This is a genomic window from Streptomyces olivoverticillatus (assembly GCF_014203555.1).
Taxonomy (GTDB): Bacteria; Actinomycetota; Actinomycetes; order Streptomycetales; family Streptomycetaceae; genus Streptomyces; species Streptomyces olivoverticillatus.
Genome location: NZ_JACHJH010000007.1, coordinates 1 through 23,249, shown reverse-complemented (window position 1 = coordinate 23,249; position 23,249 = coordinate 1). Strand labels below are relative to the sequence as shown.

The window sequence follows — 23,249 nt, the reverse complement described above, 5'->3', positions numbered from 1 at the left end:
ACCCTCCGCATTGTGTCAGGTGCCCGTGACGGTGCCGGAACGCCCGAAGGCGCGTCAGCCGCGCAGATCGGCCGGGTACGCGCCCGCGTCCACCGCGGTCTGCGTGAAGGCCGTCGCCAGCTCGGTCAGGCGCTCGGTGCCGGCCGCGCCCAGGTGCTCGTAGGGGGCGGCGTCCAGCAGGTCCGTCTCGTCCTCCAGCTCCTCGCGCAGCGTGATGCCGGCCTCGGTCAGCCGCCCGTCCGCGCTCAGCAGGCCGCGCTCGCGCAGCCGGTCCCCGGCCGCGGTCAGCTGCTCCTCGCTCCAGCCGCGCGTGGTCAGCAGCCACTTCACCGACATACCGCGACCGGTGACGGAGTGGCTGACTATCGCCTCCACCGGGTCGAGCCCGGAGCGGGTGAGGGCCATCAGGTGGCCGTCGCCGCGGTGCTCGCGCAGCAGCGTGGCGGCGTGCCACAGCGCCAGGTGCGGGGCCTTTGGTACGGGCAGGTCGGCGTGGGCGGAGTAGAGCGGGCGGACCGCGCGCTCGCAGGCCTCGGCCGCCCGCAGCGCGAGCTGCGCCGCCTCGGCCATCTCCTTGGAGGCGATCGCCTCTTCGCCCAGCAGCCGCCGCAGCGTGGCATCGGCGGCCCGCAGCCGGGCGTCGAGGACCTGCTCCGGCGAGGCGGTCTCCCACACGGCCGGGATGTGCCGGGCCACCATCTCGTGGTTGAAGCTGTGGAACGTCGCCGTGACGACGCCCGCGCCGACCCGGCCCATCGCGGCCGAGCGCCCCGCCAGATAGGCGGCTCTGCGGTCCTCGATTCCCAGTGCGTTCAGCTCCCGGGCGGTGTCGGGGGAGAAGTAGATCGTCGAGTGGAGGGGGTTGACGACGGCGTGACAGCGGCGTCCCGCGCCCTCGGGCAGAGTGGTCATGTTCCGTACGCTACCTACTGGTTGGTACTGCCGGAAGGCCCCGGCGGTGTAACCGAGATCATGGCAGGATAGGTGGGGTTTTCGTCATTGCAGTCATGAGGCGGCCGCCCCCAGCATGGTCGTCATGACACCCAGTCGCACCGTGCTGATCGTCCTCTTCGAGGGCGTCCAGAGCCTCGACGTCACCGGCCCCCTCGAGGTGTTCGCCAAAGCCGCCAAGTTCCGGCGCCCGGACGCCTACCGGGTGCGCACCGCGACCGTCGACGGCGGCCCGGTCCGCACCAGCAGCGGCCTGTGCCTGATGCCCGACGCGGCGCTCGCGGACTGCCCGACGCCCGACGTCCTCCTGATGCCCGGCGGCAACTGCACCGGCGAGCCCGATCCCCGGCTCACGGCCTGGCTGCGCGAACAGGGGCCCCGCGCCGGGCGGCTGGTCTCCGTGTGCACCGGCACCTTCCCGCTCGCCGCGGCCGGCCTGCTCGACGGCTGCCGCGTCACCACCCACTGGGCGTACGGCGAGGCCCTCGCCGAGCGGTATCCCGCGCTGCGGGTGGACCCCGAACCCATCTTCGTGCGGGACGGCCGGATCGCCACCTCGGCCGGGGTCACCGCGGGCATCGACCTCGCGCTCGCCCTGGTGGAGGAGGACCTCGGCCGCGAGGCCGCGCTCGCCATCGCCCGGCGCCTGGTGGTGTTCCTGCGCCGCCCCGGCAACCAGCGGCAGTTCAGCACCCAGCTCGCCGCGCAGACCGCCGAGCGCCCCACGCTGCGCGAGGTCCAGCACTGGATCGTCGCCCACCCCGGCGCGGACCTGTCGGTCGAGGCGCTCGCCACGCGCGCCAACCTCTCGGCCCGGCACTTCGCCCGCGCCTTCCACGCCGAGGTCGGCATGCCGCCCGGCCGCTACGTCGAGCGAGTGCGGCTGGAAGCGGCCCGCCGCAGGCTGGAGGACACCACGGACGGCGTGGAGGAGGTCTCCCGCGCCTGCGGCTACGGCACGCCCGAGGCCATGCGCCGCGCCTTCGTCCGTGCCCTGGGCACGGCGCCGGCCGAATACCGCCGCCGCTTCCGGCCGGAGGCACCCGCACAGCCCGTCTACGCCTGACCCCGCATCAGACCTCCACAGGAAGAAACCCCATGCAGATCGCCATCCTCCTCTATCCCGGCTTCACCACCCTGGACGCCGTCGGCCCCTATGAAACGCTCAGCCGGATACCCGGCGCCGAGACCGTCTTCGTCGCCGAGCGGCCCGGCCCGCACTCCAACGAGCTCGGCAGCCTCACGCTCGTCGCCGAGGCCTCCTTCGACGACGTGACGCGCCCCGACGTCCTCGTCGTGCCCGGCGGCCCCACCGGAAACCTGCCGCTCGCCCACGAGCCGGTGCTGGAGTGGGTGCGGGCGGTGGACCGGACCACCACCTGGACGACGTCGGTGTGCACCGGCTCGCTGATCCTGGGCGCGGCCGGGCTGCTCAAGGGGCGCCGGGCCACCACGCACTGGCTGGCGATGAACCACCTCGCCTCCTACGGCGCCGAGGTGACGGGGGAGCGGGTCGTCACCGACGGCAAGTACGTCACGGCCGCCGGGGTGTCCTCCGGCATCGACATGGGCCTGACGCTGGTGGGCCGGGCGGCGGGCGACCGGGCGGCACAGTCGGTGCAGCTGCTCATCGAGTACGACCCGCAGCCGCCCTACGACGCGGGCTCGCCCGAGAAAGCCCCCGCCGACCTGGTCGCCGAGTGGCGGGAGAGGCGCGGCGTGGCCTAGCCGCGCCCGCCGGCCGTCCACGCGAAGCGCGGCGCCCGGCGCTCCAGGAAAGCGGCGACCCCCTCGGCGGTGTCGCCGCTGCCGCGTGCCTGCTCCGCCCAGTACGCGACGCGGTCCTCGGCCACCGGCCCGGCGGCGAACTCCTTCGCGGCGGCCTGGGTGAGCTGCGAGCGCGAGGCCAGCAGCCGGGCGAACTCCGCCACCCGCTTCTCCAGCGCGTCCGCGGGCCACACCTCGTCCACCAGGCCCGTGCGCAGCGCCCGTTCGGCGTCGATGAGCTCGGCGGAGAAGAGCAGGTACTTGGCGGTCGCCGGGCCCACCAGCTCCGTCAGCCGCCGGGTGGAGGAGGCGGCGTAGACGATGCCCAGCCGGGCCGGAGTGATGCCGAACGACGCGCCTTCGGCGGCGAACCGCAGATCGCAGGCGGCCGCCAGCTGGCAGCCGCCGCCCACGCAGTAGCCGCGCACGGCCGCGATGGTCGGCTTGGGGAAGGCGGCGAGCGCCTCCTCGGCCGCGACCGCCAGGTCCCGGGCGGCATGGGAAGCGGAGCCGTCGCCGTCGGCCAGGCCGGAGATGTCCGCGCCCGCGCAGAAGGTGTTGCCCTCGCCGGTGAGCACCAGCACCCGGACGGCCGGGTCGGCGGCGCAGCGCTCCAGCAGGCCCGGCAGCGCCCGCCACATGTCCGGGGTCATGGCGTTGCGCTTGGCGGGATGGGCGATCCGGACGGTCGCCGTGGCGCCGGAGACGTCCAGGTGCAGCGCGGGCGTTCCGGATGCGGGCAGATCACGTGCGGGCTCCATGAGCCGGATGCTATCCGTGTTCATTGAACGAGGAACTGCCAGCCAGGATCAGTCGCGGGTGTGACCGTGGCATACGCACCCGGTCAAAACGCGTCGATAGACGGCTACTTCCGATCAGCTCCCCGCGCGGACCCCGCGTTTCCCAACACTCGACCTGTGCGGTCGAGCCACGGTGAGGGGTTGGTATCGGACATGGAGATCCCCGGGGGCGTCCCGCCCGGCCCGGGACGGACGCCCCCGCCCCCCGAAACCGCCGGGCCCGGTGAGTGCGCAGCCACCTGGCGGTACACCGCCCCCGCGCTCGACCGCTCCGTCCCGGGGGCCAGGCAGGCCGTCCGCGATCTGATCCGGCGCCGCAGGGTGCCGCTCCACGACGACGCGCTCCACGGACTGCTGCTGATCGTCTCCGAGCTCGTCACCAACGCCGTGCAGCACGCGGCGCTGCTCTCGCCCGAGCTGGCCGTGGAGGTCTCCATCGGCCCGTCCTGGGTCAAGGTCGCCGTCGAGGACGACCATCCCTGTCGGCCCAGGCCGGTGCGGGTGCACGCCGGCGAGGAACCGCGCACCGGCGGCCGCGGCCTGCTGCTGGTGCAGGCCATCGTGGCCGAGGCCGGCGGCCGCTACGACGTGGAGCGCACCGCGAGCGGCGGCAAGGTGGTCTGGGCCGCCCTGCCGCTGCCGCCGTCCGTCACCAGCCCGCCCCGGCCCCGGTGACCTCGCGGATCGCGGGCCGCGCGGCGTCCAGCACTGTCATGAACCACGCGGAGAAGGTGCCCTGCTTGCGCAGCGCGTCGAGCTCGGCGGGGGTGACGAACGCCGTCTCCGCGATCTCCTCCGGGTCCGGCTCCGGCCTGGCGCGCACGGTGCCCACGAAGAGGTGGTTGTACTCCTGCTCCACCAGGCCCGAGGCCGGGTCGGGGTGGTTGTAGCGGACGGTCCCCGCCTCGCGCATCAGCGCGGGCGCCACGCCCAGCTCCTCGCCGGTGCGCCGGGCGGCCGCCACGAACGGCGGCTCGTCCGGGTAGGGGTGGCCGCAGCAGGTGTTCGACCACACGCCGGGGGAGTGGTACTTCCCCAGCGCCCGGCGCTGCAGCAGCAGCCGGCCCTCGTCGTCGAAGAGGAAGACCGAGAAGGCGCGGTGCAGCTGTCCGGGGGCGATGTGCGCGGAGAGCTTCTCGGCCGTACCGATGGTTCTGCCGTTCTCGTCGACCAGCTCCAGCATGATCGGTTCAGCGGCGTCGCCGGAGTCGGCCGCGGCGGAGTCGGCGGAGCGGCCCTTGGCTGATGTCATCGGCATTGACCATCCTCGTTGTCGGTCTTCGGCACCAAGTCTGCCGTACCGGACACCGGCCCCAGGGCCAGTTGCCTCAGTGGCAGAGCCTCGCCTCGTGCGCGGCGTGCCCGCTGGGCTCCAGCTGGAAGGTGCAGTGCTCCACCGCGAAGTGTTCGCCCAGGCAGCCCTGCAGATCGTGCAGTATCTTCTCGTGTCCCGCCGAGTCCAGTGCCGCCGGGTCCACCACCACGTGCGCCGACAGCACGGGCATGCCCGATGTGATCGTCCACACGTGGAGGTCGTGCAGGTCCTCGACGCCCGGCAGCGCCATGATGTGCGCCCGCACGTCGTCCATGTCGACGTCCTTGGGCGCCGCCTCCAGCAGCACGTCCAGCGCCTCGCGCAGCAGCTTCACCGAACGCGGCACGATCATCAGCCCGATCAGCAGCGAGGCGATGGGGTCCGCCTGCGTCCAGCCCGTGGCCATGATGACCAGGGCCGACAGCACCACGGCCAGCGACCCCAGGGCGTCCGAGAGGACCTCCAGGAACGCCCCGCGGACGTTGAGGCTCTCCTTCTGCCCGCGCATCAGCAGGCACAGGGAGATCAGGTTGGCGACGACGCCCACCATGCCGAAGACGACCGTCGTGCCGCCGGGCACCTCGGTCGGGCTGGCCAGCCGCCGGACGGCCTCGACGAGGATGAAACCGCCCACGCCCAGCAGCAGCAGACAGTTCAGCAGCGCCGCCAGGATCTCCGCACGGGCGTAGCCGTAGGTGCGCCGGCCGCTGAACGGCCGGTTGGCGAAGTGGATGGCCACCAGCGCCATCGACACCCCCACCGCGTCGGTCGCCATGTGCCCGGCGTCCGCGAGCAGCGCCAGCGAACCCGTCAGCACGCTGCCGACGATCTCCGCGAGGAGCACCGTCAGCGTGATGCCCAGCGCGATCCGCAGCCGCCCCTTGTAGGCGGCGGCCGCGGTGCCGCCCGTGGGCGGGGGTCCCCCGTGCGAGTGACCGTGATCGTGCCCCGCTCCCATGAATGCCGCCTCCCGAACGGTGTCCCGGCAACGGCCGGCGGATGCCGGCCGAGGCCCAGTGAACTACGGGTGGGGGGTATCGGGCAACGCGGCACTGAACACCGTTGTCATTGCCTCTGACCTGCGGCGATACACAGGGCGGCCGATCAGCGAAGACGTGCCTCGGGGTGGTGCAGGCACCAGCCTTCCCACGCCGAAGTGACCATGCTGCGGAGGTCGTGGTGCGCGCTCCAGCCGAGCTCCTTGGCGATCAGCTCGCCGGAGGCCACGACACGCGCCGGATCACCCGGACGGCGTGCCGCGGTCTCGGCCGCCAGATCCGGGCGCCCGGTCACCTCGGCGATCAGGTCGGCCATCTCGCGGACCGACACGCCCCGCCCGGTGCCCACGTTCAGGGTCAGGTCGTCGACGCCCGCCCGGCCCATGAGGTGGCGGGCCGCCGCCAGGTGCGCGGTGGCCAGGTCCTCGATGTGGATGTAGTCGCGGACACAGGTGCCGTCGGGGGTGTCGTAGTCGGTGCCGAAGATCAGCGGGCGCTCACCGCGGGTGATCCGGTCGAACATCATCGGAATGATGTTGAAGACCCCGGTGTCGGCCAGCTCCGGCCGGGCGGCGCCGGCCACGTTGAAGTAGCGCAGGCACGCCGTCGAGATCCCGTATGCGGCCCCGGCGGCCCGCACCAGCCACTCGCCCGCCAGCTTGGTCTCGCCGTAGGGGTTGATCGGCAGGCACGGCGTCTCCTCGGTGACGAGGTCCACATCGGGCATGCCGTAGACGGCCGCGGAGGAGGAGAAGACGAAGCTGCCGACGCCCGCGTCCACCGCGGCCTCCAGCAGCACGGTCAGCCCGTGGACGTTCTCCCGGTAGTACAGCAGCGGCTTCTCCACCGACTCCCCGACCTGCTTCTTCGCCGCCAGGTGCACCACGCCCTGCACGTTCAGGTCGGCGAAGGCCCGGTCCAGCGCCGTCCGGTCCAGCACCGAGCCCTGCACCAGCGGCACGCCCTGCGGCAGCCGGGCGGCCGCACCGGAGGACAGGTCGTCATAGACCGCCACCTGCTCCCCGGCCTCCGCCATCGCCTGCGCCACGTGCGCCCCGATGTACCCCGCTCCGCCTGTGATCAGCCACGTCATGCACGGCACCCTAATCCAGCCGACCGGCGGGAATCCTGCGGTCCGCACCGGGGAACCACCGCGCCGTCCCACGCGTCATGTCAATGACGCCGTCGATGGTGGGAAGCCCCGGTGCACGTGCGGTGAACGGGCGCTTCCGTTGATCCGATAGCCTCTGCCGACGTGCTTGCACGCCGCCCCCGGCGATAGGGACCCCGGCGCGCCACGCCCGCTGCCCGGTCGCCCCGCGGACCCGCCGCGGCCACGCCAGCATCCAAGGAGTGAGTTCGTCTGTCGACCGCCATCCTCACCGGCCCGCTGCCCGCAGGCTCCTCTCTTGAGGACGACCTGCGGTCCCTGGGCTTCGACGTGCACACGACGGCCGATGCCGCCGGGGCCGCCGCGGCACTGGCCGCCGTCCCCGCCGCCGAACGGGTCGCGCTCGTCGACGCCCGCTTCACCGGCCACCTGCACGCCCTGCGGCTGGCACTGACCGACCCCCGCTTCCCCGCCGGGGCCACCCCGGGGGCGCTCACGGCGCAGCCGGAGGCGCGTGGCGCACTGACCCGGGCGATGGAATCGGTCACACGCCCCGCGCCGGCCGAGCCCGTGCACCCCGCACCCCTGCCCGACGCGCTGGCCACCCGCCTGGAGGCCGACGGCATCGCCGTGCACCGCCCCGAGCTGGGCGTCCTGGTCGCCGCCGTGCCCGAGGACGCGGAAGGCCGCGCCAAGACGCAGGCCGAGGCCGACGCCGTCGACGAGGAGGCCGTCCGGCTGCGCTCCGCGGTGAAGTCCCGCGACGGCTTCTTCACCACCTTCTGCATCAGCCCTTACTCCCGCTACCTCGCCCGCTGGTGCGCGCGTCGGGGCCTCACCCCGAATCAGGTGACGACCGCCTCACTGTTGACGGCGCTCATCGCCGCGGGCTGTGCGGCGACCGGCACCCGGCCCGGCTTCGTGGCCGCCGGCGTGCTGCTGATCGCCTCGTTCGTGCTCGACTGCACCGACGGCCAGCTCGCCCGCTACTCCCTCCAGTACTCCACGCTCGGCGCCTGGCTGGACGCGACCTTCGACCGGGCCAAGGAGTACGCCTACTACGCGGGCCTGGCCCTCGGAGCCGCCCGCGGCGGCGGCCATGACGATGTATGGGCGCTCGCACTCGGCGCGATGGTCCTGCAGACCTGCCGGCACGTCGTCGACTTCGCCTTCAACGAGGCCAACCACGACGCCACCGCCAACACCAGCCCCACCGCAGCCCTCTCCGACAAGCTCGACAGCGTCGGCTGGACCGTCTGGGCCCGCCGCATGATCGTGCTGCCCATCGGCGAGCGCTGGGCGCTGATAGCGGTCCTCACGGCGCTCACCACGCCCCGCACCGTCTTCTACGTGCTGCTGGCCGGCTGCGCGGTCGCCGCCTGCTACACCACGGCCGGCCGCGTCCTGCGCTCCCTGACCCGCAAGGCGAAGCGGACCGACCGCGCCGCCCAGGCGCTGGCGGACCTCGCCGACTCCGGCCCCCTGGCCGAGGCCGTGGCCCGCTCCCTGGGCCGCACGGTGCCCGGCGGCACGTACAACGCCCCCTTCTGGGCGCTGCTGGCCACGGCCAGTCTGCTGGCCGGACCGCTCCTCGCGGGCAACGGCGGCACCTGGCGCGCCGTCCTGCAGGCCGGGGTGTACGCCTGCTTCGCCGGAGTCGCCGTGGCCCAGCAGCTCAAGGGCCCGCTCGACTGGCTCGTACCGCCGATCTTCCGGGCCGCCGAGTACGGCCTGGTCCTGACCCTCGCCGCACGCTCCGGAGCCCCGGGCGCGCTGCCCGCGGCTTTCGGCCTCGTGGCCGCGGTCGCCTACCATCACTACGACACGGTGTACCGAATCCGTGGCGGCACCGGTGCCCCCCCGCACTGGCTGGTGCGGGCGATCGGCGGACACGAAGGACGTGTCCTGGCGGTCACGACCGCCGCCGCCCTCTGGCACGGTCGGGGTTTCACCATTGCGCTGACGGCCCTCGCGGTCGCCCTCGCGCTCGCGGTGCTCAGCGAGAGCATCCGATTCTGGGTGTCCTCCGGGGCGCCCGCAGTACACGACGAAACAGGAGAACCCGCATGATCGGCCTCGTGCTGGCCGCCGGCGCCGGACGGCGTCTGCGCCCCTACACCGACACCCTGCCCAAGGCTCTGGTGCCGGTCGATGGCGACACGACCATCCTCGACCTGACGCTCGGCAACTTCGCCGAGATCGGCCTGACCGAGGTTGCGATCATCGTCGGCTACCGCAAGGAAGCCGTCTACGAGCGCAAGGAAGCCCTGGAGCAGAAGTACGGCCTCAAGCTCACGCTGATCGACAACGACAAGGCCGAGGAGTGGAACAACGCCTACTCCCTGTGGTGCGGTCGTGACGCGATCCAGCACGATGTGATCCTCGCCAACGGCGACACCGTGCACCCCGTCTCCGTCGAGAAGACGCTGCTCGCCGCCCGTGGCAACGGCCAGAAGATCATCCTCGCCCTCGACACGGTCAAGAAGCTGGCCGACGAGGAGATGAAGGTCGTCGTGGACCCCGACAAGGGCGTCCAGAAGATCACCAAGCTGATGGACCCGGCCGAGGCCACCGGTGAGTACATCGGCGTCACCCTCATCGAGGGCGAGGCCGCCGCCGACCTGGCCGACGCGCTCAAGGTCACCTTCGAGCGCGACCCCGACCTCTACTACGAGGACGGCTACCAGGAGCTGGTCAACCGCGGCTTCAAGGTCGACGTGGCCCCCATCGGCGATGTGAAGTGGGTCGAGATCGACAACCACGACGACCTCGCCAAGGGCCGGGAGATCGCGTGCCAGTACTGACGAGGCTCATCCCCTCGCCGGTCGTCGTCGACATCCGTGCCGGGGCGCTGGACGATCTCGCGAGCGTCCTGGCCGACCAGCGGATCTCCAGCTCCGGCAAGCTGGCCGTCGCCATCAGCGGCGGCTCCGGGGCGGTGCTGCGCGAGCGGCTCGCCCCGGCGCTGCCCGGCGCCTCCTGGTACGAGGTGGGCGGCGGCACGCTGGACGACGCGATCCGGCTGGCGGACGACATGAAGTCCGGGCGCTACGACGCGGTCGTGGGCCTGGGCGGCGGCAAGATCATCGACTGTGCGAAGTTCGCCGCCGCGCGCATCGGCCTGCCGCTGGTCGCCGTCGCGACGAACCTGTCGCACGACGGCCTGTGCTCGCCGGTCGCCACCCTGGACAACGACGCGGGCCGCGGCTCGTACGGCGTGCCCAACCCGATCGCCGTCGTCATCGATCTCGACGTGATCCGCCAGGCCCCGGTCCGCTTCGTCCGCTCCGGCATCGGCGACGCGATCTCCAACATCTCCTCCGTCGCCGACTGGGAGCTGTCCCACCGGGTGACGGGCGAGGCCATCGACGGACTGGCCGCGGCCATGGCCCGCCAGGCCGGCGAGGCCGTGCTGCGCCACCCCGGCGACGTCAACGACGACGGCTTCCTCCAGGTGCTCGCCGAGGGCCTCGTCCTCACCGGCATCTCGATGTCCGTCGCCGGCGACAGCCGCCCGGCCTCCGGCGCCTGCCACGAGATCAACCACGCCTTCGACCTGCTCTACCCCAAGCGCGCCGCGCCGCACGGCGAGCAGTGCGGCCTGGGCGCCGCCTTCGCGATGCACCTGCGCGGTGCCGCCGCGGAGTCCGCGCTGATGGTCGAGGTGCTGCGCCGGCACGACCTGCCCGTACTGGCCGAGGACATCGGCTTCACCGACGAGGAGTTCGTCAAGGCCGTGGAGTTCGCTCCGCAGACCCGCCCCGGGCGCTACACGATCCTGGAGCACCTCGACCTCTCCACCGACCAGATCAGGGACGCATACGCCGACTATGCACAAACCGTCAGTCGCTGAACTCCGCCCGGTCGTGCACCCCGAGGGTGTCAAGGACCGGCGCAGCGGTGAGCACTGGGCGGGCCGCCTGTACATGCGGGAGATCTCGCTGCGGGTGGACCGTCACCTGGTGAACACCAGGGTCACGCCCAACCAGCTCACCTACCTGATGACCGTCGCGGGCGTCCTCGCGGCCCCGGCCCTGCTGGTGCCGGGGATCACGGGCGCCGTGCTCGGCGTGGTCATGGTCCAGCTCTACCTGCTGCTGGACTGTGTCGACGGCGAGCTCGCCCGCTGGAAGAAGCAGTACTCGAATTCCGGGGTGTACCTGGACCGGGTCGGCGCCTACCTGTGCGACGCCGCGGTCCTGGTCGGCCTGGGCCTGCGCGCCGCCGACCTGTGGGGCGGCGGCCGGATCGACTGGCTGTGGGCCTTCCTCGGCACCCTCGCCGCGCTCGGCGCCGTCCTGATCAAGGCCGAGACCGACCTCGTCGGCGTCGCCCGCCACCAGGCCGGCCTGCCGCCGGTCAAGGAGGCTGCCTCCGAGCCGCGCTCCTCCGGCATGGCGCTGGCCCGGAAGGCCGCCGCGGCGCTGAAGTTCCACCGGCTGATCCTCGGGATCGAGGCGTCGCTGCTGATCCTGCTCCTCGCGGTCGTGGACTCGGCCAGGGGCGATCTGTTCTTCACCCGGCTCGGCACTGCGGTCCTCGCCGCCATCGCCGTTCTGCAGACCCTTCTGCACCTGGTGTCCATCCTCGCGTCGAGCAGGCTGCGATGACGGGCCCGGGCATGAAGGTCGGCGCGGTCGTCCTCACCATGGGCAACCGCCCCGAGGAGCTGCGCGCCCTGCTGGAGTCGGTGGCCAAGCAGACCGGCGAGGCGATCGAGGTGGCGGTGGTCGGCAACGGCTCGCCGCTGCCGGAGATCAGCGTCCCGGGCCTGGCCGTACGGACCGTCGAGCTGCCGGAGAACGTCGGCATCCCGGCCGGGCGCAACGTCGGCATCGAGGCGTTCGGCCCCGCCGGACGGGACGTCGACATCCTGCTCTTCCTCGACGACGACGGCCTCCTGCCGCGGCAGGACACCGCCGAGCTGTGCCGTGAGGCGTTCACGGCCGATGCGAAGCTGGGCATCGTCAGCTTCCGCATCGCCGACCCCGAAACGGGCGTCACCCAGCGCCGTCACGTCCCCCGGCTGCGCGCCTCGGACCCGATGCGCTCCTCCCGGGTGACCACCTTCCTCGGCGGCGCCAACGCGGTCCGCACCCAGGTCTTCGCCGAGGTCGGCGGGTTGCCGGACGAGTTCTTCTACGCCCATGAGGAGACCGACCTCGCCTGGCGTGCGCTGGACGCCGGCTGGATGATCGACTACCGGTCGGACATGGTGCTCCACCACCCGACCATGCCGCCCACCCGGCACGCGGTCTACCACCGCATGGTGGCCCGCAACCGGGTCTGGCTGGCCCGCCGCAACCTTCCGGCGCCGCTGGTCCCCGTCTACGTCGGGGTGTGGCTGCTGCTGACCCTGGCCCGACGGCCGTCGCTGCCCGCGCTGCGCGCATGGCTCGGCGGTTTCAAGGAAGGGTGGACGACGCCCTGCGGTCCGCGGCGGCCCATGAAGTGGCGTACCGTTTGGCGCCTGACCCGACTGGGTCGCCCGCCCGTGATCTGACAAGCTCGTGTCTGAGAGCATCGGGCGCAGCCCGGGGCCCCGCCCCGGCAGCGCACCTTGAGGACGAAAGTGTCAACTGTGAGCGAGACAACGCACGACAGTGCGGTCGCCATGAGTGCCCCGCCATCAGCCGACGACGGAATGCCCGCCGCCGATCTGGCCAGGAAGTACGGCCTCGCGGTGAGCGGTGCCCGGCCGTCACTGCCGGAGTACGCGCGGCAGCTGTGGGCGCGGCGGCACTTCATCGTGGCGTTCTCCCGGGCCAAGCTGACGGCCCAGTACAGCCAGGCCAAGCTGGGCCAGGTGTGGCAGGTGGCGACGCCGCTGCTGAACGCATCGGTGTACTACCTCATCTTCGGCGTGCTCATGCAGCAGAGCAAGGGAATGGGGATCGGCACCTACATCCCCTTCCTGGTGACGGGCGTCTTCGTCTTCACCTTCACCCAGAGCTCGGCGATGGCCGGCGTGCGCTCGATCTCGGGCAATCTGGGGCTGGTGCGGGCGCTGCACTTCCCCCGGGCCGCGCTGCCCGTCTCCTTCGCGCTGCAGCAGCTCCAGCAGTTGTTGTACTCGATGCTGGTGCTCTTCATCTTCCTGCTCGGGTTCGGGCACACTCCGCAGCCCTCGTGGCTGCTGATCGTGCCGGTGCTGACGCTGCAGTTCGTCTTCAACACCGGTCTGGCGATGATCCTCGCCCGCCTGGGCAGCAAGACCCCGGACCTCGCCCAGCTGCTGCCGTTCATCATGCGCACCTGGATGTACTCCTCCGGCGTGATGTACAACCTGGTCGAGGCGCTGAAGAAGGCCCACTCCCCGCACTGGCTGACCACCATGCTCAGCGCCAACCCGGCCGCCGTCTACATCGACCTGATGCGGTCCGCGCTGATCACCAGCCACAAGGCGACCAAGCACATCATCCTTCCGCCGCATGTGTGGGCGCTGGCGGTCGGCTGGGCGCTGCTGCTGGGCATCGGCGGCTTCGTGTACTTCTGGAAGGCTGAGGAGCAGTACGGCCGTGGCTGAACAGAACATCATCGACACGACGTCCGAGCGCATCCCCACCGTGATCGCGGACGACGTCCACATCGTCTACCGGGTCTACGGCGGCAACACCGGCCGGGGCAGCGCCACCGCCGCCCTGAACCGGATCGTGCGCCGCAAGCCGGGTGCGGGCGTGCGCGAAGTGCACGCCGTCAAGGGCGTGAGCTTCACCGCCTACCGGGGCCAGGCCATCGGCCTCATCGGCTCCAACGGCTCGGGCAAGTCGACCCTGCTCAAGGCGATCGCCGGGCTGCTGCCCGCCGAGCGCGGCAAGGTCTACACCGACGGCCAGCCCTCGCTGCTGGGCGTCAACGCGGCCTTGATGAACGACCTCACGGGCGAGAAGAACGTGATGCTCGGCGGTCTGGCGATGGGCATGTCCCGGGAGCAGATCCGCGAGCGTTATCAGTCGATCGTCGACTTCTCCGGCATCAACGAGAAGGGCGACTTCATCACGCTGCCGATGCGCACGTACTCCTCCGGCATGGCGGCCCGGCTGCGCTTCTCCATCGCGGCGGCCAAGGACCACGACGTGCTGATGATCGACGAGGCGCTGGCCACCGGCGACCGGGCGTTCCAGAAGCGGTCCGAGGCCCGCATCCGGGAGCTGCGCAAGGAGGCCGGCACGGTCTTCCTGGTCAGCCACAACAACAAGTCCATCCGTGACACCTGCGACCGCGTGCTGTGGCTGGAGCGCGGCGAGCTGCTGATGGACGGCCCGACCGACGAGGTGGTCCGGGCTTACGAGAAGGAGACGGCCCGGTAACGGTACGCCCCGTGCCAAGGCCCCCGCCGGCAGCCGTCAGCGGGGGCCTTGACCGTTCCGTAACGATCAACTGGCTTATTGGCAGGGCCTATTCGTGCCCCGCGTGGCATTGTATGGATCAAGCACGTACCCCGGCGGTCGTCGGATATTTGTACGGCGTACGCTGTACCGTGCTGTTTTGCGCCTGATTTGCGGTGGGGCACGGTGAGTACCCGTGTGTCCCCCGCCGACGGGGCGGCACCGGGGCCGCCTCCGGGGGAGCCCAAGGGGAGGGCGGCCCTGCGGCGTGTCCGAAATAGGATGTTCTGGGTCGGCAGTGTAGAACGGGAGATGTGACGGCAATGGCTGTATTGGCTGCGGGGCCTCTCCAGAGCAGAGACGCGTACGCCGTCCCCGGTCCGGGCAGCCCGCGATGACCGCGGGGACGGACGCGCACTCGCGCGCCGTGCTCGACAAGGCCGCGCACGAGAACTTCCCCGTGGCGCCCTTCTTCGTGCCGCGCGCCTGGCGTGAGGACCTGATGGCCGTCTACGGCTACGCCCGCCTCGTCGACGACATCGGCGACGGCGACCTGGCCCCCGGCGGCCGGGACGCCGAGCTCCTCGGCCTCGACCGCGAGCAGGCGGACGACCGCACGGCCATGCTCGACGCCTTCGAGGCCGACCTCCGCCGTGTTTTCAACGTATCCGACACCCCCGGCACGGGCCCGCGCCACCCGCTGCTGCTCCGCCTGCGTCCGACCGTCCGCCGGTGCGGTCTGACCCCCGAGCCCTTCCTGGGCCTGATCGAGGCCAACCGCCAGGACCAGCGCGTCCGCCGCTACGGGACGTACGACGACCTGCTCGCCTACTGCGAGCTGTCCGCGAACCCCGTCGGCCGCCTCGTCCTCGGCATCACCGGCACAGCGAGCCCCGAGCGGATCCGCCGCTCGGACGCGGTCTGCACAGCTCTGCAGATCGTCGAACACCTACAGGACGTCGCCGAAGACCTCCGTAGAGACCGTGTCTACCTCCCCGCCGAGGACATGAAGCGCTTCCGCGTCACGGAGTCCGACCTCGCGCTCCCCACCAGCAGCGCATCGGTGCGCGCGCTGGTCGCGTACGAGGCGGAACGCGCCGGGCACCTGCTGAATGAAGGGACCCCCCTCGTGGGTAGCGTCCACGGCAGGCTGAAGCTGTTGCTCGCGGGGTTCGTGGGCGGGGGGAGGGCCGCGCTCAGAGCGGTCGCCGCCGCGGGACACGACGTTCTCCCTGGACCTCCCAAACCCACCAAGCTCAGCCTGCTGCGCGAGGTGGGGGCGACACTGCGAAGAGAGGGGTGAGCGGGACCGTGAACGGAACGCCACACGCGTCGCCGCCGGTACTCGCCGCGTACAGCTACTGCGAGGCCGTCACCGGACAGCAGGCAGGCAACTTCAGCTACGGCATCCGGCTGCTGCCGACCGCCAAGCGGCGGGCCATGTCGGCCCTGTACGCCTTCTCGCGGCGCGTCGACGACATCGGGGACGGGCCCCTGGACGCCGAGTCCAAGCGGCTCCGGCTGGAAGAGGCCCGCACCACGCTCGACCGGATCCGCCAGGGCGACATCGATGAGGACGACACCGACCCGGTGGCCGTCGCGCTCGCGCATGCCGTGCGACGCTTCCCGATTCCCCTCGGCGGGCTCGACGAACTGATCGACGGCGTCCAAATGGATGTGCGGGGCGAGACCTACGAGACGTGGGACGAGCTGCGCGCCTACTGCCGCTGTGTGGCGGGCGCCATCGGCCGGCTCTCGCTCGGCGTGTTCGGCACCGTGCCCGGCGCCCGGGACGCCGCGCGCGCGGCCGAGTACGCCGACACGCTGGGGCTCGCGCTGCAGCTCACCAACATCCTGCGTGACGTCCGCGAGGACGCCGCCAACGGGCGCACCTACCTGCCCGCCGAGGACCTCGCCAAGTTCGGCTGCTCCGCCGGGTTCCACTCTGCCAGGCCCCCGGCCGGGGCGGACTTCACCGGGCTGGTCCACTTCGAGGTGCGGCGCGCCCGCGCCCTCTTCGCCGAGGGCACCCGGCTGCTGCCCATGCTCGACCGCCGCAGTGGCGCCTGCGTGGCCGCCATGTCCGGCATCTACCGCAGGCTGCTGGACCGCATCGCCGAGGAGCCGCAGGCCGTGCTGCGCGGCAGGGTCTCGCTGCCCGGCCGGGAAAAGGCCTTCGTCGCCGTCCGTGGACTGTCGGGGTACGACGCGCGCAGCGTCCACCGGCAGACCGCCAGGGGGCGCGCTTGATGGCCCGTTCCCACACCGGCAAGCGGTGCGCAACCCTCCACCCGGTCGGCACGTCCCTGACAGCAGCCGAGGAGGTGAGCGCATGACACCACGCACGACCCGGCCCGACCGGCTCCGCGCTCACGAGGCAGGCCGCCCCGACGGGGCGGCCGCGGTGGTGATCGGGGGTGGCCTCGCCGGCATCACGGCCGGCCTCGAGCTCGCCGACGCCGGCCTGCGGGTCACCCTGCTCGAAGGCCGCCCGCGCCTGGGCGGCCTCGCCTTCTCCTTCCGCCGCGGCGAGCTGACCGTCGACAACGGCCAGCACGTCTACCTGCGCTGCTGCACCGCCTACCAGTGGTTTCTGGAGCGGATCGGCTCGCAGCACCTGGCCCCCCTCCAGGACCGGCTGAACGTGCCCGTCCTCGACGTCGGCCACCGCTCCGGACGGCCCCGGCTCGGCCGGCTGCGCCGCACTGCGCTGCCCGTACCGCTGCACCTGGCGGCCAGTCTCGCCACCTACCCGCACCTCTCGCTCGCCGAGCGGGCCAAGGTCGGCCGCGCCGCGATCGCGCTGCGCGGGCTCGACCCCGCCGACCCGGCGCTGGACGGCACGGACTTCGCCACCTGGCTGCACCGCCGCGGCCAGTCGCCGCGCACCATCGAGGCCCTGTGGGATCTCGTCGGAGTGGCCACCCTCAACGCCACCGCGGACCAGTCCTCGCTGGGCCTGGCCGCCATGGTCTTCAAGACCGGGCTGCTCTCCGAGCCCGGCGCCGCCGACATCGGCTGGGCCCACGTCCCGCTGGGCGAGCTGCACGACACCAGAGCCCGCGCCGCCCTCGACGCCGCGGGCGTGCACACCGCCCTGCGCACCCGCGCCACCGCGATCTCCCGGGCCGCCGACGGCCGCTGGCACGTGGACACCGAGGCCGGGCCGGGCAGCGCCGGCCGGCTGGAGGCCGATGCCGTGGTGCTCGCCCTGCCCCAGCGCGAGACCCACGCTCTGCTGCCCGACGGCGCCCTCGACGAGCCGGACCGGCTGCTGGGCATCGGCACCGCCCCCATCCTCAACCTGCACGTCGTCTACGACCGCAAGGTCCTGCGGCAGCCCTTCTTCGCCGCCCTCGGCAGCCCCGTGCAGTGGGTCTTCGACCGCACCGAATCCTCCGGGCTGGCCGCGCGCGACGGCAGCGCGCAGTATCTGGCCGTCTCCCAGTCGGCCGCGCAGGACGACATCGACCGGCCGGTCGCCGAGCTGCGCGAGCGCTACCTGCCCGAGCTCCAGCGGCTGCTGCCCGCCGCCCGCCGGGCGGACGTGAAGGACTTCTTCGTCACCCGGGAGCGCACGGCGACGTTCGCCCCGGCCCCCGGCGTCGGCCGGCTCCGGCCGGACGCCCCCACGAACGCGCCCGGCCTCTACCTGGCCGGTGCGTGGACCGCCACCGGCTGGCCCGCGACCATGGAGAGCGCGGTGCGGAGCGGTCTGAACGCCGTCGGCGCGGCACTCTCCGAGCTCGGCCGACCGCATCGGGACCCCCTGCGGGAGGCGGCGGTATGAACCAGCGAGCCATCACAAGGCGCGTTCCCTCAGACAGGGCGCGTACGAGCACGACCACCAGAGGAGAGACCGTGACATCGGCGATCCCAACTGTCGACACCGCGGGCGTGACCGCCCTGCTGGAGCGCGGACGGACGCTTGCCACGCCGGTGCTGCGTGCCGCCGTGAACCGGCTCGCGCCGCCCATGGACACCGTCGCCGCCTATCACTTCGGCTGGATCGACGCCGAGGGCCGGCCCGCCCACGGTGACCAGGGCAAGGCCGTCCGGCCCGCCCTGGCCCTGCTCTCGGCCGAAGCCGCCGGCGCGGCGGCCGAGATCGGCATCCCCGGCGCGGTCGCCGTCGAGCTCGTGCACAACTTCTCGCTGCTGCACGACGACCTGATGGACGGCGACGAACAGCGCCGCCACCGCGACACGGTGTGGAAGCTGTACGGCCCTGCCCAGGCCATCCTCGTCGGCGACGCGCTCTTCGCCCTCGCCAACGAGGTCCTGCTGGAGCTGGGCACCGTCGAGGCGGGCCGGGCCACCCGGCGGCTGACCACCGCCACCCGCAAGCTCATCGACGGCCAGGCCCAGGACATCTCCTACGAACACCGCGAGCGCGTCACCGTCGCGGAGTGCCTGGAGATGGAGGGGAACAAGACCGGCGCCCTGCTGGCGTGCGCCGTCTCCATCGGCGCCGTCCTCGGCGGCGCCGACGACCGTACGGCCGACATCCTCGAGGCCTACGGCTACCACCTCGGCCTCGCCTTCCAGGCCGTCGACGACCTGCTCGGCATCTGGGGCGACCCCGAGGCCACCGGCAAGCAGACCTGGAGCGACCTGCGCCAGCGCAAGAAGTCCCTCCCGGTGGTCGCCGCCCTCGCGGCGGGCGGCCCCGCCTCCGAGCGACTCGCCGAGCTGCTCGCCGCCGACGCGGGGCTCACCGACGCCCAGCTGGCCGACTTCGACGAGGAGGAGTTCGCCAGCCGCGCGGCGCTGATCGAGGAGGCGGGCGGCCGGGAGTGGACCTCCCAGGAGGCCCTCCGCCAGCACGCCACCGCGGTGGAGGCGCTCGGCCGGGTCGACATGCCCGAAGAAGTCCGGGCGCAGCTCGTCGCGCTCGCCGACTTCGTCGTCGTACGAAAGAGATGATTGCCATTCACTTACCCAGCGATCGCGGTCGCCGGCCGGTGCCCCCTGTGCGGCACCGGCCGACGGAACCCCCCAGTACGGCAGTCACAAGCAGTACGGCAGAGAAGAAACTCACTGCATTAGGGGAAGCCATGACAGCGACGACCGACGGCACCGGGGCCGCAGAGCCCCGCGCAGCCGAGGCCGGCCACAGCACAACCGTTTTGCCCCGCACCGAGGCGGCCGGTGAGCCGCCCAAGGCGCGGGAAGCCGCCGAGCGGGCCGCCGCCCGGGCCGTGGACCACCTGCTCGCCCACCAGGACGAGCGCGGCTGGTGGAAGGGCGACCTGGAGACCAACGTCACCATGGACGCCGAAGACCTGCTGCTCCGTCAGTTCCTCGGCGTGGGGGACGAGAAGACCACCGAGGCCGCCGCCCGCTTCATCCGCTCCCGGCAGCGCCCGGACGGCACCTGGGCCACCTTCCACGGCGGGCCCGCCGAGCTCTCCGCCACCATCGAGGCCTATGTCGCGCTGCGGCTCGCCGGGGACGCCCCCGACGCCGCCCACATGGCCGCCGCCTCCGCCTGGATCCGCGAGCAGGGCGGCATCGCCGCCGCCCGGGTCTTCACCCGCATCTGGCTCGCCCTCTTCGGCTGGTGGAAGTGGGAAGACCTCCCCGAACTGCCGCCCGAGATCATGTACTTGCCGAAGCGGGCGCCCCTCAACCTCTACGACTTCGGCCAGTGGGCCCGGCAGACCATCGTGCCGCTCACCATCGTCTCGGCCCTGCGGCCCGTACGGCCCGCCCCCTTCGCCCTCGACGAGCTGCACACCGACCCGCGCCGCCCCAACCCGCCGCGCCCGCTCGCCCCGGCCACCACCTGGGACGGCCTCTTCCAGCGCCTGGACAAGGCGCTGCACCTCTACCACCGCTTCCCGGTCGGCCCGCTGCGCCGCGCGGCCCTGAACTCCGCGGCCCGCTGGATCATCGAGCGCCAGGAGAACGACGGCTGCTGGGGCGGCATCCAGCCGCCCGCCGTCTACTCGGTCATCGCCCTCCACCTGCTCGGCTACGACCTGGACCACCCGGTGCTGCGCGAGGGCCTGGCATCGCTGGACCGTTTCGCCATCTGGTACGAGGACGCCGAGGGCCGCCCCGTACGGATGATCGAGGCCTGCCAGTCCCCGGTCTGGGACACCTGCCTGGCCGCCGTGGCCCTCGTGGACGCGGGGCTGCGCCCCGACCACCCCGCCCTGGTCAAGGCCGCCGACTGGATGCTGGACGAACAGGTCGTCCGCTCCGGCGACTGGGCGGTGCAGCGCCCCGGACTGACCCCGGGCGGCTGGTCGTTCGAGTTCCACAACGACAACTACCCCGACATCGACGACACGGCCGAGGTCGTCCTCGCGCTCAGGCGCGTCGACCACCCCCAGCCGCGCCGGGTGGAGGCGGCCGTCGAGCGGGCCGCCCGCTGGACGCTGGGGATGCAGTCGAAGAACGGCGCGTGGGGCGCCTTCGACGCCGACAACACCAGCAAGCTCCCCAACAAGCTGCCCTTCTGCGACTTCGGCGAGGTCATCGACCCGCCCTCGGCCGACGTCACCGCCCACGTGGTGGAGATGCTGGCCGTCCTCGGCATGGAGCACCACCCGCGCACCCGCCGCGGCATCGAGTGGCTGCTGGCCGAACAGGAAGAGTGCGGCGCCTGGTTCGGGCGCTGGGGCGTCAACTACGTCTACGGCACCGGATCCGTGCTCCCCGCCCTGGTGGCGGCCGGGCTCCCGGCCTCGCATCCGGCCGTCCGGCGGGCCGTGGCCTGGCTGGAGGCCGTGCAGAACGCCGACGGCGGCTGGGGCGAGGACCTGCGCTCGTACCGGGACCCCGAGTGGATCGGGCGGGGCGCCTCGACCGCCTCGCAGACCGCCTGGGCGCTGCTGGCCCTGCTGGCCGCCGGAGAGCGGGAGGGCGCGGCCGTCGAGCGGGGCGTCGCCTTCCTCGCACGGACCCAGGCCGAGGACGGCTCCTGGGACGAGCCGCACTTCACCGGCACGGGCTTCCCCTGGGACTTCTCCATCAACTACCACCTCTACCGCCAGGTCTTCCCGCTCACCGCCCTCGGCCGGTACCTGCACGGCGAGCCCTTCACCGCCGAGCGGCGGGCGGGCTGATGACCCCGGCCACGGGCACGCCCGCCCCCGCACCGCTGCTGATCGCCTGTGCGCTCGGCATCGAGCGCCTCGCCCTGCGCGGCGGCCTCGGCGGTGCGGCCGGGCCCGTGACTGTACTGCGCACCGGCATGGGCCCGCAGGCCGCGGACCGTGCCGTCGCGCAGGCCCTGGCCGGGGATCCGGCCATGCGTGAGGCGGCTGTGATCGCCACCGGCTTCTGCGCCGGCCTGGCCCCCGGGATGCACCCCGGTGACCTGGTCGTCGCCGACGAGACGCGCGACCGTGCGGGGCGGACGGAGTGCGTCGGCGTGGAGTTCCTCGCCAAGGAGCTCGCGCGCGCCGTGACCGGCAGCGTCATCCACACCGGGCCGCTCGTCGGCTCCGACCACGTCGTGCGCGGCGCGGAACGCGCCGACCTGCACGCCGCGGGCGCACTCGCCGTGGACATGGAGTCCGCGGCCACGCTCCGAAGCGCCGTGCGGGCCGGTTCACGACCTGTTGCGGCCGTCCGGGTGGTCGTGGACGCTCCAGAACATGAACTCGTACGAATCGGGACCTTGCGGGGTGGAATATCAGCCTTCCGCGTACTCCGCACCGTCCTTCCGGCTTTTTTCGAATGGCACCGTTCTTTGCTGCTCCCCAGGAGGTGAGCCAGATGGCCATGCCGCTTCGCCAGACCATCCGGGTCGGGACCTATCTCTTTGAACAGAAGCTGCGGAAGCGGGAGAAGTTCCCGCTCATCGTCGAGCTCGAGCCGCTCTTCGCCTGCAACCTCAAGTGCGAGGGATGCGGGAAGATCCAGCATCCGGCCGGGGTGCTGAAACAACGCATGCCGGTTGCCCAGGCCGTCGGCGCCGTGCTGGAGTCCGGCGCGCCGATGGTCTCCATTGCCGGTGGCGAACCGCTGATGCACCCGCAGATCGACGAGATCGTGCGGCAGTTGGTGGCGCGGAAGAAATACGTCTTCCTCTGCACCAACGCACTGCTGATGCGGAAGAAGATGGAGAAGTTCACTCCTTCCCCGTATTTCGCGTTCGCCGTGCACATCGACGGGCTGCGGGAGCGGCACGACGAGTCCGTTGCGAAGGAAGGCGTCTTCGACGAGGCGGTGGAGGCGATCAAGGAGGCCAAACGGCGTGGCTTCCGGGTCACCACCAATTCCACCTTCTTCAACACCGACACCCCGCAGACCATCATCGAGGTCCTCAACTTCCTCAATGACGAGCTGCAGGTGGACGAGATGATGATCTCGCCCGCCTATGCCTACGAGAAGGCCCCCGACCAGGAGCACTTCCTGGGCGTCGAGCAGACCCGGGAGCTCTTCAAGAAGGCGTTCGCCGGGGGCAACCGGCGCCGGTGGCGACTCAACCACAGCCCGCTCTTCCTGGACTTCCTGGAGGGCAAGGCCGACTTCCCGTGCACCGCGTGGGCCATCCCCAACTACTCGCTCTTCGGCTGGCAGCGCCCCTGCTACCTGATGAGCGACGGCTATGTGCCGACGTACCGGCAGCTGATCGAGGAGACCGACTGGGAGAAGTACGGGCGGGGCAAGGACCCGCGGTGCGCCAACTGCATGGCGCACTGCGGCTACGAGCCGACGGCCGTGCTCGCCACCATGGGCTCCCTCAAGGAGTCGCTGCGCGCGGCCCGCGAGACCGTCTCCGGCAACCGGGGCTGACGCCATGGCCACGACGGAGCCGCTCCCGCTGGGGCTGCCCGACGTGCCGGCCCGGCCGCTGGCGATGCGCCGCCCCTCGCGGCGCATCCAGGTCGGGTCGGTCCCGGTCGGCGGCGACGCCCCGGTGTCGGTCCAGTCGATGACGACGACCCGCACGTCGGACATCGGTGCGACGCTGCAGCAGATCGCCGAGCTGACGGCCTCCGGCTGCCAGATCGTCCGGGT

The 23,249-nt window shown here is 72.2% G+C and carries 23 protein-coding genes; 18 read left to right on the top strand and 5 right to left on the bottom strand.

Going from position 1 to position 23,249, the window contains the following annotated elements; translation table 11 throughout:
- Positions 1 to 54: 54 nt before the first annotated feature.
- Positions 55 to 912, bottom strand: coding sequence for an SCO6745 family protein (locus FHS39_RS21850; RefSeq protein ID WP_184351140.1), 858 nt, complete (start codon positions 910 to 912; stop codon positions 55 to 57).
- Between the two features lie 124 nt (positions 913 to 1,036).
- Here FHS39_RS21850 and FHS39_RS21845 point away from each other — a divergent pair, with 124 nt between their 5' ends.
- Both FHS39_RS21845 and FHS39_RS21840 read left to right on the top strand, forming a co-directional pair.
- Positions 1,037 to 2,017 (top strand): GlxA family transcriptional regulator, encoded by a 981-nt coding sequence (locus tag FHS39_RS21845; RefSeq protein ID WP_184351139.1) that lies wholly within the window; start codon positions 1,037 to 1,039, stop codon positions 2,015 to 2,017.
- Between the two features lie 32 nt (positions 2,018 to 2,049).
- Positions 2,050 to 2,679, top strand: coding sequence for a DJ-1/PfpI family protein (locus tag FHS39_RS21840; protein WP_184351138.1), 630 nt, complete (start codon positions 2,050 to 2,052; stop codon positions 2,677 to 2,679).
- On the opposite strand, the gene FHS39_RS21835 is transcribed toward FHS39_RS21840, so the two are convergent.
- Positions 2,676 to 3,479 carry an enoyl-CoA hydratase/isomerase family protein gene (locus FHS39_RS21835; protein ID WP_184351137.1) on the bottom strand — a complete coding sequence of 268 codons (804 nt, stop codon included), beginning with the start codon at positions 3,477 to 3,479 and terminating at the stop codon, positions 2,676 to 2,678. The genes FHS39_RS21840 and FHS39_RS21835 overlap by 4 nt on opposite strands.
- Before the next feature lie 192 nt (positions 3,480 to 3,671).
- Between FHS39_RS21835 and FHS39_RS21830 the strand changes: the two genes are divergently transcribed.
- The gene (locus tag FHS39_RS21830) at positions 3,672 to 4,193 is read left to right on the top strand and encodes an ATP-binding protein (protein WP_184351136.1); all 522 of its coding nucleotides are present in this window, start codon (positions 3,672 to 3,674) and stop codon (positions 4,191 to 4,193) included.
- Here the strand turns inward: FHS39_RS21830 and idi are convergent.
- The 3 genes from idi to galE all read right to left on the bottom strand — a co-directional run bounded on the left by idi (position 4,168) and on the right by galE (position 6,924).
- Positions 4,168 to 4,776, bottom strand: coding sequence for an isopentenyl-diphosphate Delta-isomerase (gene idi / locus FHS39_RS21825; RefSeq protein ID WP_184351135.1), 609 nt, complete (start codon positions 4,774 to 4,776; stop codon positions 4,168 to 4,170). The genes FHS39_RS21830 and idi overlap by 26 nt on opposite strands.
- Before the next feature lie 70 nt (positions 4,777 to 4,846).
- Positions 4,847 to 5,791 carry a cation diffusion facilitator family transporter gene (locus FHS39_RS21820; protein WP_184351134.1) on the bottom strand — a complete coding sequence of 315 codons (945 nt, stop codon included), beginning with the start codon at positions 5,789 to 5,791 and terminating at the stop codon, positions 4,847 to 4,849.
- A 146-nt stretch (positions 5,792 to 5,937) separates the two neighbouring features.
- Positions 5,938 to 6,924 carry a UDP-glucose 4-epimerase GalE gene (gene galE / locus FHS39_RS21815; protein WP_184351133.1) on the bottom strand — a complete coding sequence of 329 codons (987 nt, stop codon included), beginning with the start codon at positions 6,922 to 6,924 and terminating at the stop codon, positions 5,938 to 5,940.
- Between the two features lie 270 nt (positions 6,925 to 7,194).
- On the opposite strand from galE, the gene FHS39_RS21810 reads away from it, so the two are divergent.
- From FHS39_RS21810 to FHS39_RS21740, 15 genes are all read left to right on the top strand, one after another.
- Entirely contained in the window at positions 7,195 to 9,012 is a 1,818-nt protein-coding gene (locus tag FHS39_RS21810) for a DUF5941 domain-containing protein (RefSeq protein ID WP_184351278.1), read from the top strand.
- Complete coding sequence (locus FHS39_RS21805; protein ID WP_184351132.1) at positions 9,009 to 9,746, top strand: phosphocholine cytidylyltransferase family protein; 738 nt, start codon at positions 9,009 to 9,011, stop codon at positions 9,744 to 9,746. Before FHS39_RS21810 ends, FHS39_RS21805 begins: the two co-directional genes overlap by 4 nt.
- Complete coding sequence (locus FHS39_RS21800) at positions 9,734 to 10,795, top strand: iron-containing alcohol dehydrogenase (protein WP_184351131.1); 1,062 nt, start codon at positions 9,734 to 9,736, stop codon at positions 10,793 to 10,795. Before FHS39_RS21805 ends, FHS39_RS21800 begins: the two co-directional genes overlap by 13 nt.
- Complete coding sequence (locus tag FHS39_RS21795; RefSeq protein WP_184351130.1) at positions 10,773 to 11,552, top strand: CDP-alcohol phosphatidyltransferase family protein; 780 nt, start codon at positions 10,773 to 10,775, stop codon at positions 11,550 to 11,552. The genes FHS39_RS21800 and FHS39_RS21795 overlap by 23 nt, the downstream gene beginning before the upstream one ends.
- Positions 11,549 to 12,445: a glycosyltransferase family 2 protein gene (locus FHS39_RS21790; RefSeq protein WP_184351129.1), complete on the top strand. Its 897-nt coding sequence runs from the start codon at positions 11,549 to 11,551 to the stop codon at positions 12,443 to 12,445. The genes FHS39_RS21795 and FHS39_RS21790 overlap by 4 nt, the downstream gene beginning before the upstream one ends.
- A gap of 78 nt (positions 12,446 to 12,523) precedes the next feature.
- Positions 12,524 to 13,468 carry an ABC transporter permease gene (locus tag FHS39_RS21785; RefSeq protein ID WP_184351128.1) on the top strand — a complete coding sequence of 315 codons (945 nt, stop codon included), beginning with the start codon at positions 12,524 to 12,526 and terminating at the stop codon, positions 13,466 to 13,468.
- Positions 13,443 to 14,252 carry an ABC transporter ATP-binding protein gene (locus FHS39_RS21780; RefSeq protein WP_221463099.1) on the top strand — a complete coding sequence of 270 codons (810 nt, stop codon included), beginning with the start codon at positions 13,443 to 13,445 and terminating at the stop codon, positions 14,250 to 14,252. Before FHS39_RS21785 ends, FHS39_RS21780 begins: the two co-directional genes overlap by 26 nt.
- A gap of 412 nt (positions 14,253 to 14,664) precedes the next feature.
- Complete coding sequence (gene hpnC, locus FHS39_RS21775; RefSeq protein ID WP_184351126.1) at positions 14,665 to 15,573, top strand: squalene synthase HpnC; 909 nt, start codon at positions 14,665 to 14,667, stop codon at positions 15,571 to 15,573.
- Entirely contained in the window at positions 15,570 to 16,520 is a 951-nt protein-coding gene (gene hpnD, locus FHS39_RS21770) for a presqualene diphosphate synthase HpnD (protein WP_184351125.1), read from the top strand. Before hpnC ends, hpnD begins: the two co-directional genes overlap by 4 nt.
- Before the next feature lie 82 nt (positions 16,521 to 16,602).
- The gene (gene hpnE / locus FHS39_RS21765) at positions 16,603 to 18,060 is read left to right on the top strand and encodes a hydroxysqualene dehydroxylase HpnE (RefSeq protein ID WP_184351124.1); all 1,458 of its coding nucleotides are present in this window, start codon (positions 16,603 to 16,605) and stop codon (positions 18,058 to 18,060) included.
- Positions 18,057 to 19,196 (top strand): polyprenyl synthetase family protein, encoded by a 1,140-nt coding sequence (locus tag FHS39_RS21760; protein WP_246470398.1) that lies wholly within the window; start codon positions 18,057 to 18,059, stop codon positions 19,194 to 19,196. The genes hpnE and FHS39_RS21760 overlap by 4 nt, the downstream gene beginning before the upstream one ends.
- A 131-nt stretch (positions 19,197 to 19,327) precedes the next feature.
- Positions 19,328 to 21,346, top strand: coding sequence for a squalene--hopene cyclase (gene shc, locus FHS39_RS21755; protein WP_184351122.1), 2,019 nt, complete (start codon positions 19,328 to 19,330; stop codon positions 21,344 to 21,346).
- A complete protein-coding gene (locus FHS39_RS21750) occupies positions 21,346 to 21,996 on the top strand; it encodes a phosphorylase family protein (protein WP_184351121.1) in 651 nt (216 codons plus the stop codon). The genes shc and FHS39_RS21750 overlap by 1 nt, the downstream gene beginning before the upstream one ends.
- Positions 21,997 to 22,001: 5 nt before the next feature.
- On the top strand, positions 22,002 to 23,024 hold the full coding sequence (gene hpnH / locus FHS39_RS21745; protein ID WP_184351120.1) for an adenosyl-hopene transferase HpnH: 1,023 nt from the start codon (positions 22,002 to 22,004) through the stop codon (positions 23,022 to 23,024).
- A gap of 4 nt (positions 23,025 to 23,028) precedes the next feature.
- Positions 23,029 to 23,249: flavodoxin-dependent (E)-4-hydroxy-3-methylbut-2-enyl-diphosphate synthase (locus FHS39_RS21740; RefSeq protein WP_184351119.1), on the top strand; the 221-nt coding region annotated here is incomplete at its 3' end.